We start from the raw sequence: 16,853 nt of genomic DNA, 5'->3' as shown, positions 1-16,853 counted from the left end.
CGGTGCCGTCGGGGCATTGACCGGTTCTGCAACACGTTCTAAGGTCGGGCGCAGACCCGCAATTTGGTACCGATGCGGTACATAAATGTACCGATCTCCGACCCTGTGAGCCTGAACCGGAGCCAAGATGACCGCACAGTCCCCGCCACTCAGTTCGTCCCCGCCGAGATACGAGTTGTCCCACCTGGGTGCGCTCGAGGCGGAGTCGGTGCACATCTTCCGTGAGGTCGCCGCCACCTTCGAGCGGCCCGCGCTCCTGTTCTCCGGGGGCAAGGACTCGGTGGTGATGCTGCACCTCGCGGCCAAGGCCTTCTGGCCGGCGCCGCTGCCGTTCCCGGTGATGCACGTCGACACCGGGCACAACTTCGACGAGGTGATCGAGTTCCGGGACGAGACGGTCGAGCGGCTCGGGCTGCGACTGGTGGTCGCCGGGGTGCAGGACGACATCGACTCCGGCGGCGTGGTCGAGGAGACGGGTCCGCGGGCCAGCCGCAACCGGCTGCAGACCCACACCCTGCTGCGGGGGATCCGGGAGAACGGGTACGACGCGGTCTTCGGCGGCGCCCGCCGGGACGAGGAGAAGGCGCGGGCCAAGGAGCGGGTGTTCAGCTTCCGAGACGAGTTCGGGCAGTGGGACCCGCGGGCGCAGCGTCCCGAACTGTGGAACCTCTACAACGGCAGGCACCGCAAGGGCGAGCACATCCGGGTGTTCCCGATCTCCAACTGGACCGAACTCGACATCTGGCAGTACATCCTCGAGGAGGACATCGCGCTGCCGTCGATCTACTACGCGCACCGCCGGCCGGTGGTCGAGCGCGACGGAATGCTGTTGGCGCAGACCCGTTTCCTGACGTTGCTGCCCGGCGAGGAGGCCCGCGACGAGCTGGTCCGCTTCCGCACCGTGGGCGACGCCACCTGCACCGGCTGCGTCGAGTCCTCGGCGGCCACCGCGGCCGAGGTGGTCACCGAGGTGGCCGCCAGCCGGATCACCGAGCGCGGCGCCACCCGCGCCGACGACCGCATCTCCGAGGCCGGGATGGAAGACCGCAAGAAGGAGGGGTACTTCTGATGGCCCAGTCCCAGCATCAGCTCCAGCTGCTCCGGGTGGCCACCGCGGGCAGTGTCGACGACGGCAAGTCCACGCTGATCGGTCGGCTGCTCTACGACTCCAAGTCGATCTTCGAGGACCAGCTCGAGGCCGTCGAGCGCACCAGCCGCGCCCGCGGCGACGAGTACGCCGACCTGGCGCTGCTCACCGACGGCCTCCGCGCCGAACGCGAGCAGGGCATCACCATCGACGTCGCACACCGCTACTTCGCCACGCCGCGCCGCAAGTTCATCGTCGCCGACACCCCCGGACACGAGCAGTACACCCGCAACATGGTGACCGGCGCGTCCACCGCGGATCTCGCGCTGATCCTGGTCGACGCGCGCAAGGGCGTGCTCGAGCAGACCCGGCGGCACGCGTTCCTCTCCACCCTGCTCGGCATCCCGCACCTGGTGCTGTGCGTGAACAAGATGGACCTGGTCGACTGGTCGCAGGAGCGCTTCGAGGAGATCAAGGAGGAGTTCCGGCAGTTCGCGATCAAGCTGGACATCCACGACCTGACCTTCGTCCCGGTCTCCGCACTCAAGGGCGACAACATCGTCACCCGCACCGAGAACATGCCCTGGTACGAGGGCTCGTCGCTGCTGCACCACCTCGAGGAGGTGCACATCGCCTCGGACCGCAACCTGATCGACGCGCGGCTCCCGGTCCAGTACGTCATCCGCCCGCAGCAGCAGACCGACGCCGCCCGCCGCGACTTCCGCGGCTACGCGGGCACCGTCGCCAGCGGCGTGTTCAAGGCGGGCGACGAGGTGGTGGTGCTGCCGTCCGGTTTCACCTCCACCGTCGCGGCCGTCTACGGGCCGGGCGGGGTGCCGGTCGAGGAGGCATTCGCGCCGTCGGCCGTCTGCGTCCAGCTCGCCGACGACATCGACATCGGCCGCGGCGACATGCTGTGCCGGCCGAACAACCGCCCCCTCGTCGGCCAGGAGGTCGACGCGATGGTCTGCTGGCTGACCGAGCAGTCGGCACTGAGCGAGAACGCGCGGTACTCGCTGCTGCACACCACCCGGGCCACCAAGGCACAGGTGGTGAGTCTCGACTACCGGCTCGATGTCAACACCCTGCACCGCGACGAGTCCGCGGAACGCCTGCAGCTCAACGAGATCGGCCGCGTGCAGCTCAAGACCCAGCAGCCGTTGCTGTTCGACCCGTACCGTCGCAACCGCGTCACCGGCAGCTTCATCCTGGTCGACGAGGCCACCGGCGCCACCGTCGCGGCCGGGATGATCACCGGGCCCACGCTCAAGGAGTCGAAGGTGGTGTGGCACTCCGCCGCGGTCTCCCGCGAGGAGCGGGCCACCCGCGGCGCCACGGTCTGGTTGACCGGCCTGTCGGCGTCCGGAAAGTCCACCGTCGCCGTGGAACTCGAACGACGGCTGGTCGCGGCCGGGGTACCGGCCTACCGGCTCGACGGAGACAACCTGCGCCACGGACTCAACTCGGACCTCGGATTCAGCGCCGACGACCGGGCCGAGAACGTCCGCCGGGTGGGGGAGGTGGCGCAGCTGCTCGCGGACTCCGGGGTGATCGCGGTGGCCTCGCTGATCAGTCCCTACCGTGAGGACCGGGACCGGGTGCGGGCCCAGCACGAGGCGGCCGGGATCCCGTTCGTCGAGGTCTTCGTCGACACCCCGATCGAGCAGTGCGAGGCCCGGGACCCGAAGGGCATGTACGCCAAGGCGAGGGCGGGGGAGATCACCGGGTTCACCGGAGTCGACGACCCGTACGAGCGGCCCGAGCACGCCGAACTGGTGCTGACCCCCGAGGACGGCGATCCGGCTGCGCAGGCCGTGCGGATCGTGGAATATCTGTCTGTATGAATGCCGACGCCGAATTTGCCGCCGACCTGGCCGCCCGTGCGGGTGAGCTGTTGACCGAGATCCGTGCCGGGGAGCTCGGTGCCACCCCGCTCGACCCGGCCCAGGCGCGGGCGCTGGGGAGGCGCGGGGACAAGGAGGCCAACACCTTGCTCCTCGACCTCCTCGCGGAGGGGCGTCCCGCCGACGCCGTGCTCTCCGAGGAGTCGGCCGACGACCTCGCGCGACTCGACCGGGACCGCGTGTGGATCATCGACCCCCTCGACGGCTCCAAGGAGTACGGGCTGCCGGGCCGCGACGACTGGGCCGTGCACGTGGCGCTGTGGGAGCGTGGCCGCGGGATCACCGAGGCGGCGGTGGCGCAGCCCGCCCTGGGTGCGGTGTACACCTCCGGTGCGGTCGGACTCGCCGAGCGCGCGCCCGGACCGCTCCGAATCCTGGTGAGCGGCAGTCGCCCACCCGCGTTCGTCACGGAGCTGGCCCGCCGCGTCGATGCCGAGCTGGTCCCGATGGGCTCGGCGGGTGCGAAGGCGATGGCGGTGCTGCGCGGAGAGGCGGACGCGTACGTGCACGCCGGTGGGCAGTGGGAGTGGGACTCCGCCGCACCGGTCGGCGTGGCCCAGGCGGCCGGGCTGCACTGTTCCCGGGTGGACGGTAGTGCGCTGCGCTACAACGAGACCCGTCCCTACCTGCCGGACCTGCTGATCTGCCGGCCGGAGGTGGCGGGCACGCTGCTGGGCGAGATCGCGACGCTCACCGCGGCGGCGGGCAGCCAGTCGGTGGCGCTGGTCCGCGAGTATCTGGACTCGCTCGTCACCCACGACGCCTCGAAGGTGCGGTTGGCGGAGAACTGCCTCCGGGTGGAGAACGGCCAGCGCACCGGCAGCAGCGGTGCGGAGATCCGGTACGAGCTCGAGCACGGTCACCAGTACGAGCCGATCACCGGGATCCGGGACCTCCAGCTGAACGAGTGGGGCTCCCAGGTGGTGGCCCGCTTCCTGCTCGACATGCGGTCCGGCGAGGGCACGCTCACGGTGTCGATCACCGAGCACTTCGCGATCTCGGGCGCGGCGATCGCGGCGATCACCGCGATCATCGAACCGCTGCGCTGACCACGGCGCCTCGGGTCCGGGTCCGCCTCGGGTACAACTGTCGGGTGAAGGTGTACACGGGCACGGACCCGAGGCTCGGACTGGCGGACATCGGCGCCTACGCGCGGCGCGCGGAGGCGGCGGGCTACGACGGGTTGCACGTCTCCGAGACCGTGCACGACCCGTTCATGCTGGCCCTGCAGGCCCTGCAGGCGACCGAGCGGATCGTGGTCCGCACCTCCGTCGCGCTGGCCTTCGTCCGCAGCCCGCTGCTGACCGCGTACACCGCGTGGGACCTCTCACGGCTCTCCGGCGGACGCTTCCAGTTGGGGCTCGGCTGCCAGGTACGTCAGAACATCGAGGAGCGGTACGCGATGCCGTGGTCGGCGCCCGCCGCGCGGATGGCCGAGTACGTGCGGGTGGTGCACGCGGCGTTCGAGACCTTCCGGACCGGCGAGCTGACGGTCTTCGACGGCGAGCACTACCGCTTCCGGCGGATGCAGCCGTACTTCAACCCGGGACCCGACGCGCAGACCCCGACACCGCCCGTCTACCTGGGCGGGGTGGGGCGCCGGATGTGCACGGTGGCAGGGGAACTGGCCGACGGCTTCATCACCCACCCCACCAACTCCAGCCCGCAGTACCTCGAGTCCGACTGCCGGCCCGCGCTGAGCGCCGGTGCCGCGTCCGCCGGCCGAACCCTCGCCGACCTCGAACTCGTCGCGGGCGTGCAGGTGATCACCGGCGAGACGGAAGCGGAGGTGGACCGCGAGCGGGAGCGCCAGCGCCGGCTCTTCGCCTTCCTCTACTCGACGCCGGCCTACCACCAGGAGCTGGTGCGGTGCGGTCTTGGACACCTGCGTGAGCCGCTGGCCCGGATGGTCCGGCGCGACTCGTGGTCCGAGCTGCGGGAGGTGGTCACCGACGACGTGCTCGACGCGATGCTGCCCACCGCGCGCTACCCGGAGCTGGCCGAGGCCGTCCGCCGCCGGGTGGCCGGGCTGGCGGACGGGGTCACCCTGACGCTGCCCGCGGACCCGGACCGTGACCCGCAGATGGCCCGGGTGGTCGCCGACCTCCAGACCGGCGCAGCGGCGCCGAAACCGGGCCTGGTCTCCGGGCCCGCGTGAGAGTGTGAGGACCCGGCGCCGACGCGCCCGACCGGGGCCGCGTCCGATCCGCGCCGAGTCGCACCCACGCTAGGAGCATCCATGGATGCAGACGCCGTCGTCACCGAGTTCTGCGCCCGCTGGGCGGACTCGAACCCCGAGACGCTCGCCGAGTACTTCGCCGAAGATGCTGTCTACCACAACATTCCGATGGAACCCGTGGTGGGGAAGCCCGCGATCAAGGACTTCCTCGCCGGGTTCCTCGGGGCGTTCGGCGGCATCGTGTTCACGATCCACCACCAGGCCAGTGCCGGCCGCGTGGTGATGAACGAGCGCACCGACGTGTTCACGATCAACGGCACCGTCGTCGAACTGCCGGTGACGGGGGTGTTCGAGGTCGACGAGGACGGCAAGATCGCGGCCTGGCGGGACTACTTCGACATGGCCCCGCTCGCGGCCCTCGGCGGCCGGTAGCGCCGACAAACGCAAGAACCCCGATCCAGTTCCCTGGATCGGGGTTCCCGCGTCAAATGGTGGTGCCCCCGGCAGGATTCGAACCTGCGGCCTTTCGCTCCGGAGGCGAACGCTCTATCCCCTGAGCTACGGGGGCCCGCCGAAAACTTCCGGCGTGCCATTGGGCGGGGTTAGCGTAACCCATGACTCGCCGGATCCATATTTGGGCCCCCGGATTGGGTAAAGTGCCTGGTACGCGCCCGGTGCCCGCGGGGAGAAACCGGCGGTTCGACGGACGCGGGCGCGGGTTCGGCAGCGCAATGGTGACGCAGAGTGATCAGCACGGGTTCAACCACGAATACCGAAGGGTCTCTTCGATGGCAGACCAGAGCTACACCGACGCCGAGCTCGACCTGGACCTGCGGTGGTGGGACGCCGCCAACTACCTGACGGTGGCGCAGATCTACCTGCAGGACAACGCCTTGCTGCGCGACCCGCTCAGACCCGAGCACGTCAAGCCACGGCTGCTCGGGCACTGGGGGACCAGCCCGGGTCTGTCCGCGATCTACGCGGTACTCAACCGTCACATCCGGCGGACCGGCGCGGACGTGCTGTACGTGACCGGACCCGGGCACGGCGGCCCGGCCCTGGTGGCATCGACCTACCTCGAGGGCACCTACTCGGAGGTCTACCCGCACGTCGGCCGCGACGCCGAGGGGGTGCAGCGGCTGTGCCGCCAGTTCTCCACCCCCGGCGGCATCCCGAGCCACGTGAGCGTGCAGACCCCTGGCAGCATCCACGAGGGCGGGGAACTCGGGTACGCCCTCGCGCACGCCGGCGGGGCGGCGTTCGACCGGCCGGAGTTGCTGGTGGCCTGTGTGATCGGCGACGGCGAGGCCGAGACCGGCCCGCTGTCCGCGTCCTGGAAGCTGCCGGCGTTCCTCAACCCCCGCCGGGACGGGGCGGTGCTGCCGATCCTGCATCTCAACGGCGCGAAGATCGCCGGCCCGACCGTCCTGGGCCGCAGCTCCGACGACGACGTGTGCGCCTACCTCGCCGGGCAGGGCTGGGAGCCCGTCGTGGTGGCCGGGGACGACCCGAGGCCGGTGTTCCGGGCGCTCGACGCGGCGGTCGCGTCGGCGCACGCGAGGATCGCGGAGATCCAGCGTGCCGCGCGGTCGGGAGTCGACACCCGCGGCCGACGGTGGCCGGCGGTGGTGCTGCGCACGCCCAAGGGCTGGACGGGGCCACACACGGTGGACGGGGTGCTGATCGAGGGCACCCACCGCGCGCACCAGGTGCCGCTGTCCGGGGTCCGGGACAACCCCGCCCACCTGGCGCTGCTGGAGGAGTGGATGCGCTCCTACCGCCCCGACGAACTGTTCGACGCCGCCGGCGCGCTGGTTCCGGAACTGGCGGCGCTGGCGCCGGTCGGAGACAAGCGCATGGGCGCCACGCCGTACGCCAACGGCGGCCGGTTGCGGACGCCGCTCGCGATCCCGGACCTCGCCCGCTACGCGCTCGAGATCGACATGCCGGCGACCACCCTGCACGAGACGACCCGGGTGCTGGGGGAGCTGATGCGGGACCTCTACGCCGACACCACCCGCCCCGACGGCGGCGGCCGGTTCCGGCTCTTCTGCCCCGACGAGACGGCCAGCAACCGGCTCGGTGCGGTGTTCGAGGTCACCGACCGCTGCTGGCAGCTGCCGTCGACGGCGGACGACGACGGACTAGGGCCGGACGGCCGGGTCATGGAGGTGCTCAGCGAGCACCTCTGCCAGGGCTGGCTCGAGGGCTACCTGCTGACCGGCGGGCACGGGATCTTCGCGAGCTACGAGGCGTTCGCCATGGTGAGCGTCTCCATGCTGATCCAGCACACCAAGTGGCTCCAACACGCCGCCGAGCTGCGGTGGCGGGCGCCGGTGTCGTCGCTGAACGTGCTGCTGACCAGCACCTGCTGGCGCAACGACCACAACGGGTTCAGCCACCAGGGGCCCGGCATGATCGACGCGGCCATCCCACTGGCGCCACAGGTGGTGCGGGTGTGGCTGCCGCCGGACGCCAACACCCTGCTCTCCATCGCCGACCACTGCCTGCGCAGCACCGACCACGTCAACCTGATCGTCGTGGACAAGCAGCCGCACCTGCAGTACCTCACGCTCGAGGAGGCCGACGAGCACTGCGCGGCCGGCGCCTCGGTGTGGGGCTGGGCGGGCACGGAGGAACGGGTGCCCGGGGTGCCGGACGAGCCCGACATCGTGCTCGCGGCGGCGGGCGACGTGCCGACCCAGGAGATCCTGGCGGCCGCCGAACTGCTGCGCGTGTGGGTGCCGCACCTGCAGGTCCGCGTGGTCAACGTGGTGGACCTGATGGCGTTGCTGCCGGAGAGCGTGCACCCGCACGGTTTTCCCGAGGAGAAGTTCGTCGGGCTGTTCACCGCCGGGACCGACGTGGTGTTCGCGTTCCACGGGTACTCGCGGGCGGTGCACGAACTGCTGCACGGCCGGACCGGGCCGGAGCGATTCCACGTGCGGGGATTCAGTGAGCAGGGCACCACGACCACGCCGTTCGACATGGTCGTGCTCAACCGGATGAGCCGGTACCACCTGGTGCTCGAGGCGCTGCGACGCGCGCGTCGGATCCCGGAACGGGGCACCGAACTGGCCGACTTCTGCCGCGCCCAGCTGGCCCGGCACCACGACTACGTGCGCGAACACCTCGAGGACCTGCCCGAGGTGCGCGAGTGGACGTGGGGGTTCACCGCCCCGCCCACGGGGTGAGACGCCGCCGGGCCCGTGCACACCGGCGAGGTGCGCACGAGCCCGGCAGTGCCTGGTTCGCCGACTAGTTCATCGGCAGCGGTGCCGCGCCCTTCTCGGTGAGCAGTTGCGTCATCCGGTGGGACTCGGACTGCTGGGTGTCGACCATCGTCTGCGCGAGGTCGCGGACGGTCGGCACGTCCGCGTACTGGGCGCCGTACTCCATCATGTGCAGGCCGCCCTCGTGGTGGCGCAGCATCAACTGGAGGAACAACACGTCCGCGGCCGCGCCGCGGGCCTGCCGCAACGCGGCCATGTCCTCGCTGCTGGCCATGCCGGGCATGGTGGCCATGCCGGACTGCTGCTCGGCGGTGCCGGACGGGGACGTGCCGTGACCGGACATGTCGTGGCCGGAATCCATCCACGTCATGTAGTCGCCGGTCGGCAGCAGCGGCTGGTTCCACAGCGACAACCAGCCCGTCATCTGGCCGATCTGGTTCTGCTGGGTGGTGAGGATGTCGTAGGCCAGGTCACGGACCATGGGGTCCTCGGCGTTGGCGATCGCGATCGCCGCCATCTCCACCGCCTGGTTGTGGTGCACGGTCATGTCCTGCGCGAACCCGACGTCGACCGAGCCCGCGACCGGGGTCGCGGGCTGCTCGTCGTGCAGGAACTGGTTGGCCAGGAAGCCGAGCCCGAACCCGACCGCGATCGCGGCGATCAGGCCCAGCACGGCGAGGGCCGTGCGCTGGCTGCGTACGTTGCCCCCGCCCCCCGCGGCGCCGGTCTCAGCCTGTTGCGGCTGGTCAGCCATTGCTGCCCGCCGGTGCGGGTGCCGGTGCGGGTGCAGGTGCCGGGGCCGGGGCCGCGGGTGCGGCCGGGGGAATCAGGCCCTCGAGTCCGCCGAGCTCACCGGTGTCGGGCGTGATGCCCGTGCCGTCCATGGTCACGGCGTCGGGGCCGGGTGCGGTCGGGTCGAATGCCGGCGGGTTGTCGGGATCGAACGCGCCCGGGATGGTCGAGCAGCTCGCGCCCTTCTCGGGGTACGCGCCGAAGTTGTTCAGGCGCAGTGCGGCGATGAACTCGTTGATCCGCTTGTCGTCGGCGCTGTCCACCTGGAGCCGGTGGCCCCAGCTCTGCAGCGAGATCGGGGAGTCCAGGCCCGGGTAAGGCGACATCAGCATGTAGGCCTTGCCGTCGACCTTGGACTTCAGGGTGTCCACGTCGGCGTCCGAGACCTTGTCGGGGTTGTAGGCGATCCAGATGGCGCCGTGCTCGAGCGAGTGCACCGCGTTCTCGGTGCGGATGGCGGTCGGGTAGACGATGCCGGTGCAGGTGGCCCAGGTCGCGTCGTGCGGGCCGCCGAACGGCGGACTCTGGTCGTAGGCCACGCGCTGGGTCGCGGCGACGTGCAGGGCGGCCGGGTAGTCCTTCTTCACGACGCCGTCGATGGCGGTGGACGGGTCGGGGTTCTCGGCGGACGGCGCGAACTTGTCGGCCGCGGCCTTGTCCTGGTACTTGGGCACCAGGCTGAAAGCGAGCAGGCCCACCAGGGCCAGCACGGCCACGACCGCGCCGATCGTCATCCACGGGATCTCGCGCCTCTTCGGCATCCCGGACTTCGTCTTGGCGCCGCCGGAACTCTTCTTGGCGGCTTTCATCGCCTTGGCTGACTTGGCGCCACTCTTCTTGGCGTCACGATTTTCCGAACCGCTGGGCATCGGTGAGTGCTCTTTCGGTGGTGGGACACAGTCTGTGGCACGGGGCGTCCCCGTGGGCGCACCCACTGTACGTTCTATGCCTGAGCGCAGGCTCTGAACTGCGAGACCATAGGATAAGTACCTGTGACTCCTGCTGACCTTGCCGAACTCCTGCGCGCGACTGCCGCGGAGGTCCTCACCTCGCGCGAGCTGGACGTGTCCGTGCTGCCCGCGACGCTTGCCGTCGAACGCCCGCGCAACCCGGAACACGGCGACTACGCGACCAACGTGGCAATGCAGGTGGGCAAGAAAGCGGGCGTCAACCCGCGCGACCTGGCGACCTGGCTGGCCGAGGCGTTGACCGCGGCCGACGGCATCGAGACCGCCGAGGTGGCCGGCCCCGGGTTCCTCAACATCCGCCTGGCGGCCGCCGCGCAGGGTGCGATCGTGGCGAAGGTGCTCGCCGCGGGCGACGCCTACGGCGCCTCGACCGCGCAGACCGGCCGACGGGTCAACCTGGAGTTCGTCTCCGCCAACCCCACCGGACCGATCCACCTCGGTGGCACCCGCTGGGCCGCGGTCGGCGACGCACTCGGCCGGATCCTCGCGGCTCAGGGTGCGGACGTCACCCGCGAGTACTACTTCAACGACCACGGTGCGCAGATCGACCGGTACGCGCGTTCGCTGATCGCCGCCGCCAAGGGCGAGCCCGCGCCGGAGGACGGCTACGCCGGGGCCTACATCGCGGACATCGCCGCGGAGGTGCTGCGGCAGCGTCCCGACGCGCTCGCACTGACCGACGACGAGCAGCAGGAGGTCTTCCGGTCCATCGGCGTCGCGCTGATGTTCGACCACATCAAGCGGACCCTGCACGAGTTCGGCACCGACTTCGACGTCTACTTCCACGAGAACTCGCTGTTCGAGTCGGGTGCCGTGGAGAAGGCCGTCACCACGCTCAAGACCAGCGGCAACCTCTACGAGGAGGACGGCGCCTGGTGGCTCAAGAGCACCGACTTCGGTGACGACAAGGACCGCGTCGTCATCAAGTCCGACGGCAACGCCGCCTACATCGCCGGCGACATCGCCTACTTCCAGGACAAGCGTTCGCGCGGATTCGACCTGTGCATCTACATGCTCGGCGCCGACCACCACGGCTACATCGGCCGGCTCAAGGCCGCGGCCGCGGCGTTCGGTGACGACCCGGACACCGTCGAGGTGCTGATCGGGCAGATGGTGAACCTGGTGCGCGACGGCGTCGCGGTGAAGATGAGCAAGCGGGCCGGCACCGTGATCACCCTCGACGACCTCGTCGAGGCGATCGGCGTCGACGCCGCCCGGTACGCGATGATCCGCTCCTCGGTGGACTCGAGCCTCGACATCGACCTCGAGCTCTGGGCGAGCACGACGAGCGAGAATCCCGTCTACTACGTGCAGTACGCACACGCGCGACTCGCCTCGCTGACCCGAAACGCCGCGGAACTCGGCCTGGCCACCGACAATCCCAAGTTGGAACTGTTGACCCACGACCGGGAGGGCGAGCTCATCCGAACCATCGGCGACTTCCCGAAGGTCGTGTCCGCCGCCGCTGACCTGCGTGAACCGCACCGAATCGCCCGCTACCTCGAGGAGCTGGCCGGTGCCTACCACCGTTTCTACTCCGAGTGCCGGGTGCTGCCGCAGGGCGACGAGGTCGCCGGCGAGCTGAACACCGCGCGCCTGGCCCTGTGCAGTGCCACCCGTCAGTCCCTCGCCAACGGCCTCGGCCTGCTCGGCGTCAGCGCCCCGGAGCGGATGTGAGCACGCATCCCGCCGGACCGCGACACGCCGAGATCCCGCACGCGCCGGGCCTGCCGCCGCGTCCCGTCGCGCCCGGGGAGATGACCGACCTGCCCGAGGCGGTGTGGCCGCGCGGTGCCAGCCGCGGCGAGGACGGTGTGGTCCGGCTCGCCGGGGTGGCCGTCACCGAGCTCGCCGAGGAGTACGGCACGCCGCTGTTCGTGATCGACGAGGACGACTTCCGGTCCCGCTGCCGCGACATGGCCCGGGCCTTCGGTTCCGCCGACCGTGTGCACTACGCGTCGAAGGCCTTCCTGTGCGGCGAGATCGCCCGCTGGGTCGCCGACGAGGGGCTGTCGATGGACGTCGCGTCCGGCGGCGAGCTGATGGTCTCGCTGCACGCAGGTTTCCCGGCCGAGCGAATCACCATGCACGGCAACAACAAGTCCGTCTCCGAGCTGCGGTCCGCGGTCTCCGCCGGGGTGGGGCACGTGGTGGTGGACTCGATGCAGGAGATCGGCCGCCTCGACGCCGTCGCCGGTGAACTCGGTGCGGTCCAGGACGTCCTGATCCGCGTCACGGTGGGCGTCGAGGCGCACACCCACGAGTTCATCGCGACCGCGCACGAGGACCAGAAGTTCGGCTTCTCGCTCTCCGGCGGCGCGGCGATGGACGCCGTGCGCGCGGTGTTCGCCGCGGCCAACCTGCGACTCGTCGGTCTGCACAGCCACATCGGCTCGCAGATCTTCGAGGTCGACGGTTTCGAACTCGCCGCGCACCGGGTGATCGGGCTGCTCCGCGAGATGGAGAACGAGTTCGGCGCGGAGCGCTGCGCCCAGGTCACGATCGTCGACCTCGGTGGTGGACTGGGCATCTCGTACCTGCCGAGCGACAACCCGCCCCCCGTGGACGAGCTGGCGGCGAAGCTGACCAAGATCGTCGCGGACCAGTCCGCCGCCGCGGGGCTGTCCGCGCCGACCCTGATGGTCGAGCCCGGCCGCGCGATCGCCGGACCCGGCACGGTGACCCTCTACGAGGTGGGCACCATCAAGGACGTCCGGTTGGACGGCAACGCGACTCGCCGCTACGTGAGCGTGGACGGCGGGATGAGCGACAACATCCGGACCTCGCTCTACCAGGCCGAGTACGACGCCCGGCTGGTCTCGCGGGAGAGCTCGGCCGAGCCGGTCGTCGCGCGGGTGGTGGGGAAGCACTGCGAGAGCGGTGACATCGTCATCCGTGACACCTGGATGCCGGAGGACGTGGGCGCGGGAGATCTCCTTGCCGTCGCCGCCACTGGCGCATACTGCTACTCGATGTCCAGCCGCTACAACCTGTTGACCCGGCCTGCAGTGGTCGCGGTCCGTGACGGCGAGTCCCGACTCGTCTTGCGCAGGGAGACAGTGGAAGATCTGCTCAGCTTGGAGGTTAGGCAACATGACTGAACCGAACGGCGCCGCAACGATCGGCGTGGCGGTCCTCGGCCTCGGCAACGTGGGCAGTGAGGTCGTACGGATTCTGCGCGACCACGCCCGCGAGCTCGAGTCCCGTGTCGGCGCCCCGGTGGTGCTGCGCGGCATCGCGGTCCGCAGCGTCGAGGGTGACCGTGGGGTCCCTGCCGAGCTGTTGACCACGGATGCCGACTCGCTCGTCGCCCGCGACGACGTCGACATCGTCGTCGAGGTGATCGGTGGCATCGAGGTGCCCCGCAAGCTGATCCTGGCCGCGCTCAACGCGGGCAAGTCCGTGGTGACCGCGAACAAGGCGCTGCTGGCCGACTACACCGGGGAACTCGCCGAGGCCGCGGAGAAGCAGCGGGCCGACCTGTACTTCGAGGCCGCGGTCGCGGGCGCGATCCCGGTGATCCGGCCGCTGACCCAGTCGCTGGCCGGCGACCGCGTCAACAAGGTCGCCGGAATCGTCAACGGCACCACCAACTTCATCCTCTCCGCAATGGACGAGACCGGCGCCGACTACGCCGACACGCTCGCCGAGGCGGGCCGGCTCGGCTACGCGGAGGCGGACCCGACCGCCGACGTCGAGGGCTTCGACGCGGCGGCCAAGGCTGCCATTCTCGCCTCGATCGCGTTCCACACCCGGGTCACCGCGGCCGACGTCTACCGCGAGGGCATCTCGAAGATCACGTCGGCGGACCTCGAGGCGGCCAAGTCGCTGGGGTGCACCGTCAAGCTGCTCTCGATCTGTGAGCGCATCACCAACGAGGCGGGCGAGGAGCGCATCTCGGCGCGCGTCTACCCGGCACTGGTGCCGAACGACCATCCGCTGGCCTCGGTGAACGGTGCGTTCAACGCGGTCGTCGTGGAGGCCGAGGCGGCGGGCCGCCTGATGTTCTACGGTCAGGGTGCGGGCGGGGCGCCGACCGCGTCGGCCGTGATGGGCGACCTGGTGATGGCGGCTCGCAACAAGGTGCACGGCGGCCGTGGCCCCCGCGAGTCGAAGTACGCCGACCTCAAGATCGCGCCCATCGGCGAGATCCCCACCCGTTACTACGTCAACATGGAGGTCGCGGACCGTGCCGGCGTGCTCTCGGCCGTCGCGGCCGAGTTCGCCAAGCACGACGTCAGCATCTCCACGGTGCGGCAGGAGGGCGCCGGCAACGGTGCCCGGCTGATCGTCGTCACCCACTGGGCCAGCGACGCAGACCTGTCGGAAACCGTTGCCGCCCTTGCCAAGCTCGAATTCGTCACCGCAGTCACCAGCGTTCTCCGATTGGAAGGTTCCAGTGAATAGCCCCCGCCAGCACACGCCCGTCCACACCCCCTGGCCCGGACTGATCGAGGCGTACCGGGACCGGCTCGCCATCGGCCCGAACTGGAAGACGATCACGCTGCGGGAGGGCGGCACCCCGCTGCTGCCCGCCGGGCACCTCTCGGAGCTCACCGGGTGCGACGTGTACCTCAAGGTCGAGGGGCTCAACCCCACCGGCTCGTTCAAGGACCGTGGCATGACCATGGCCGTCACCGACGCGCTCGCCCGTGGCCAGAAGGCCGTGCTCTGCGCGTCGACCGGCAACACGTCCGCCTCGGCCGCCGCCTACGCGGCGGTCGCGAAGATGACCTGTGCGGTGCTGGTGCCGCAGGGCAAGATCGCGATGGGCAAGCTGGCCCAGGCCGTCATGCACGGCGCCAAGATCATCCAGGTCGAGGGCAACTTCGACGACTGCCTGGAGCTGGCACGCAAGACCACCGCCGAGTTCCCGACCATCGGCCTGGTCAACTCGGTGAACCCGGTCCGCATCGAGGGGCAGAAGACCGCGGCGTTCGAGATCTGCGACGCGCTCGGCAAGGCGCCCGACGTGCACGCGCTGCCCGTCGGCAACGCCGGCAACATCACCGCGTACTGGCGCGGCTACTCCGAGTACTACGCCGACGGCATCACCTCGGTGCGTCCGCGGATGCTCGGTGTGCAGGCCGCCGGTGCCGCCCCGTTGGTCCACGGTGCCCCGGTCAAGGACCCGGAGACCATCGCCACCGCGATCCGGATCGGTTCGCCCGCCTCGTGGGACGGTGCGGTCAACGCCAAGGAGCAGTCCGACGGCGCGTTCCGGGCGGCCACCGACGAGGAGATCCTCGAGGCGTACCGGCTGATCGCCCGCACCGAGGGCGTCTTCGTCGAGCCCGCCTCCGCGGCGTCCGTGGCCGGCCTGCTGGCCGCGCGCAAGGAGGGCTGGCTGGACTCCGGCCTGACCGTGGTGTGCACCGTGACCGGCAACGGCCTCAAGGACCCCGACACGGCGCTGGCGGGAATGCCTGCCGTGCAGCCCATCCCGGTCGACCCGGTGGCGGTGGCCGCGGCGCTCGAGCTGGTCTAGTGGCCACTTCGCGGATCGAAGAGGGCGTAGTGACTCAGACATTGCCGGCGGGGTTGACCGTCACGGCGCGGGTACCCGCGTCGACGGCCAACCTCGGCCCCGGATTCGACACCCTGGGCATGGCGCTGGGCTTCTACGACGAGATCACGGTGACGACGACCGCGGCCGGCCTGACGGTTCGGGTCGAGGGCGAGGGTGCCGAGGACGTGCCATGGGGCCCCTCGCACCTCGTGGTGCGGGCGATCGAGCGTGGCCTCGAGGTCGCAGGCGTCTGGGCCGGCGGCCTGGACGTGGTCTGCCGCAACGTGATTCCGCACTCTCGTGGACTCGGGTCGTCCGCGTCCGCGGCCGTCGGCGGGCTCGCCGCGGCCAACGGGCTGGTGTCCCTCCTCGATCCCGCGTTGGCGCTGACCGCCGCGCAGCTGGTGCAGCTGTCCTCCGAGTTCGAGGGGCATCCGGACAATGCATCGGCCAGCGTGCTCGGCGGCGCCGTGGTCTCGTGGTCCGAGGCGCCGACGGTTGCCGACGGCCCGCAGCAGTACTTCGCCGCACGTCTCGAGGTACACCCGGACATTCGGATCGTGGCACTGGTGCCGTCCGAGCATTCGTCCACCGCGCACACCCGAGGGATGCTGCCGGAGCAGGTCCCGCACGCCGACGCCGCCTTCAACGTGAGCCGGGCGGCGCTCGCCGTGGTCGCCCTCACCGAGCGTCCCGAGCTGCTGATGAGCGCGACCGAGGACCGGCTGCACCAGCGGCAGCGGGCCTCGGCGCTGCCGGTCACGACCCGGTGGATCGCCACGCTGCGTGAGCACGGCATCGCCGCGGTGGTCTCCGGTGCCGGGCCGACCGTACTGGCCCTGACCACCGCGGCGCTGCCCGACGAACTCCGCCGGCGTGCGGAGGCGGAGGGGCTGCGCGTGCTCGATCTCGAGGTGTCGGACGGCGTGCAGGTTCACTGACCGGACCCCGCTCGGCAGGTCGTCGATCGTGGCGGTGGGCACACCGGCAGGGCGGGACCTTGCCGAGCATCCAGTTCGCGGCTATTGTGGGGATCGTCCGCCCATCGTGCGCGTCAGTCGCCGGTGCTCTACCAGGGCAATCAACTCCCGAATTCCGGAGCTCTCCGAATAACGGAAGCGTCGAATTGCGGGTGCGCGTTCCTGGCTTGGTCCTCTCGCGAATCTCTCTGCGGTGATGGA

At 70.5% G+C, this 16,853-nt stretch carries 13 protein-coding genes and 1 tRNA gene; 11 read left to right on the top strand and 3 right to left on the bottom strand.

All coding sequences use genetic code 11. From position 1 onward, the window contains the following. Positions 1 to 127 precede the first annotated feature (127 nt). The 5 genes from cysD (at position 128) to AC1DU4_RS08760 (ending at position 5,602) form a co-directional block, all read left to right on the top strand. Positions 128 to 1,069 carry a sulfate adenylyltransferase subunit CysD gene (gene cysD / locus AC1DU4_RS08780; protein ID WP_477838972.1) on the top strand — a complete coding sequence of 314 codons (942 nt, stop codon included), beginning with the start codon at positions 128 to 130 and terminating at the stop codon, positions 1,067 to 1,069. Continuing rightward, positions 1,069 to 2,931, top strand: coding sequence for a sulfate adenylyltransferase subunit CysN (gene cysN, locus AC1DU4_RS08775; RefSeq protein ID WP_477838970.1), 1,863 nt, complete (start codon positions 1,069 to 1,071; stop codon positions 2,929 to 2,931). Before cysD ends, cysN begins: the two co-directional genes overlap by 1 nt. Further along, entirely contained in the window at positions 2,928 to 4,040 is a 1,113-nt protein-coding gene (locus AC1DU4_RS08770; RefSeq protein ID WP_477838968.1) for a 3'(2'),5'-bisphosphate nucleotidase CysQ, read from the top strand. Before cysN ends, AC1DU4_RS08770 begins: the two co-directional genes overlap by 4 nt. A 44-nt stretch (positions 4,041 to 4,084) precedes the next feature. Next, positions 4,085 to 5,149, top strand: coding sequence for a TIGR03617 family F420-dependent LLM class oxidoreductase (locus AC1DU4_RS08765; RefSeq protein ID WP_477838966.1), 1,065 nt, complete (start codon positions 4,085 to 4,087; stop codon positions 5,147 to 5,149). Between the two features lie 81 nt (positions 5,150 to 5,230). After that, the gene (locus AC1DU4_RS08760) at positions 5,231 to 5,602 is read left to right on the top strand and encodes a nuclear transport factor 2 family protein (RefSeq protein ID WP_477838964.1); all 372 of its coding nucleotides are present in this window, start codon (positions 5,231 to 5,233) and stop codon (positions 5,600 to 5,602) included. A 60-nt stretch (positions 5,603 to 5,662) separates the two neighbouring features. Here the strand turns inward: AC1DU4_RS08760 and AC1DU4_RS08755 are convergent. Then, positions 5,663 to 5,738, bottom strand: a tRNA-Arg gene (locus AC1DU4_RS08755). Between the two features lie 220 nt (positions 5,739 to 5,958). On the opposite strand from AC1DU4_RS08755, the gene AC1DU4_RS08750 reads away from it, so the two are divergent. Next, positions 5,959 to 8,364, top strand: a complete 2,406-nt coding sequence (locus AC1DU4_RS08750; RefSeq protein ID WP_477838961.1) for a phosphoketolase family protein — start codon at positions 5,959 to 5,961, stop codon at positions 8,362 to 8,364. Between the two features lie 64 nt (positions 8,365 to 8,428). On the opposite strand, the gene AC1DU4_RS08745 is transcribed toward AC1DU4_RS08750, so the two are convergent. Both AC1DU4_RS08745 and AC1DU4_RS08740 read right to left on the bottom strand, forming a co-directional pair. Further along, entirely contained in the window at positions 8,429 to 9,157 is a 729-nt protein-coding gene (locus tag AC1DU4_RS08745) for a DUF305 domain-containing protein (RefSeq protein WP_477838959.1), read from the bottom strand. Further along, the gene (locus tag AC1DU4_RS08740; RefSeq protein WP_477838957.1) at positions 9,150 to 10,064 is read right to left on the bottom strand and encodes a DUF3105 domain-containing protein; all 915 of its coding nucleotides are present in this window, start codon (positions 10,062 to 10,064) and stop codon (positions 9,150 to 9,152) included. The genes AC1DU4_RS08745 and AC1DU4_RS08740 overlap by 8 nt, the downstream gene beginning before the upstream one ends. A 123-nt stretch (positions 10,065 to 10,187) precedes the next feature. Here AC1DU4_RS08740 and argS point away from each other — a divergent pair, with 123 nt between their 5' ends. The 5 genes from argS to thrB are packed head-to-tail and all read left to right on the top strand — an operon-like array spanning position 10,188 to position 16,613. Beyond that, entirely contained in the window at positions 10,188 to 11,840 is a 1,653-nt protein-coding gene (gene argS, locus AC1DU4_RS08735; protein ID WP_477838955.1) for an arginine--tRNA ligase, read from the top strand. Beyond that, on the top strand, positions 11,837 to 13,264 hold the full coding sequence (lysA, locus tag AC1DU4_RS08730; RefSeq protein WP_477838953.1) for a diaminopimelate decarboxylase: 1,428 nt from the start codon (positions 11,837 to 11,839) through the stop codon (positions 13,262 to 13,264). Before argS ends, lysA begins: the two co-directional genes overlap by 4 nt. Further along, a complete protein-coding gene (locus tag AC1DU4_RS08725) occupies positions 13,257 to 14,570 on the top strand; it encodes a homoserine dehydrogenase (RefSeq protein ID WP_477838951.1) in 1,314 nt (437 codons plus the stop codon). The genes lysA and AC1DU4_RS08725 overlap by 8 nt, the downstream gene beginning before the upstream one ends. After that, complete coding sequence (gene thrC / locus AC1DU4_RS08720; protein ID WP_477838949.1) at positions 14,563 to 15,651, top strand: threonine synthase; 1,089 nt, start codon at positions 14,563 to 14,565, stop codon at positions 15,649 to 15,651. Before AC1DU4_RS08725 ends, thrC begins: the two co-directional genes overlap by 8 nt. Positions 15,652 to 15,680: 29 nt before the next feature. Then, positions 15,681 to 16,613: a homoserine kinase gene (gene thrB, locus AC1DU4_RS08715; protein ID WP_477838948.1), complete on the top strand. Its 933-nt coding sequence runs from the start codon at positions 15,681 to 15,683 to the stop codon at positions 16,611 to 16,613. Positions 16,614 to 16,853 lie beyond the last annotated feature (240 nt).

This window comes from Rhodococcus sp. P4_F5, from assembly GCF_056401315.1.
The sequence above is the reverse complement of the archived record's forward strand: the minus strand, read 5'-3'. Positions and strand labels throughout refer to the sequence as shown.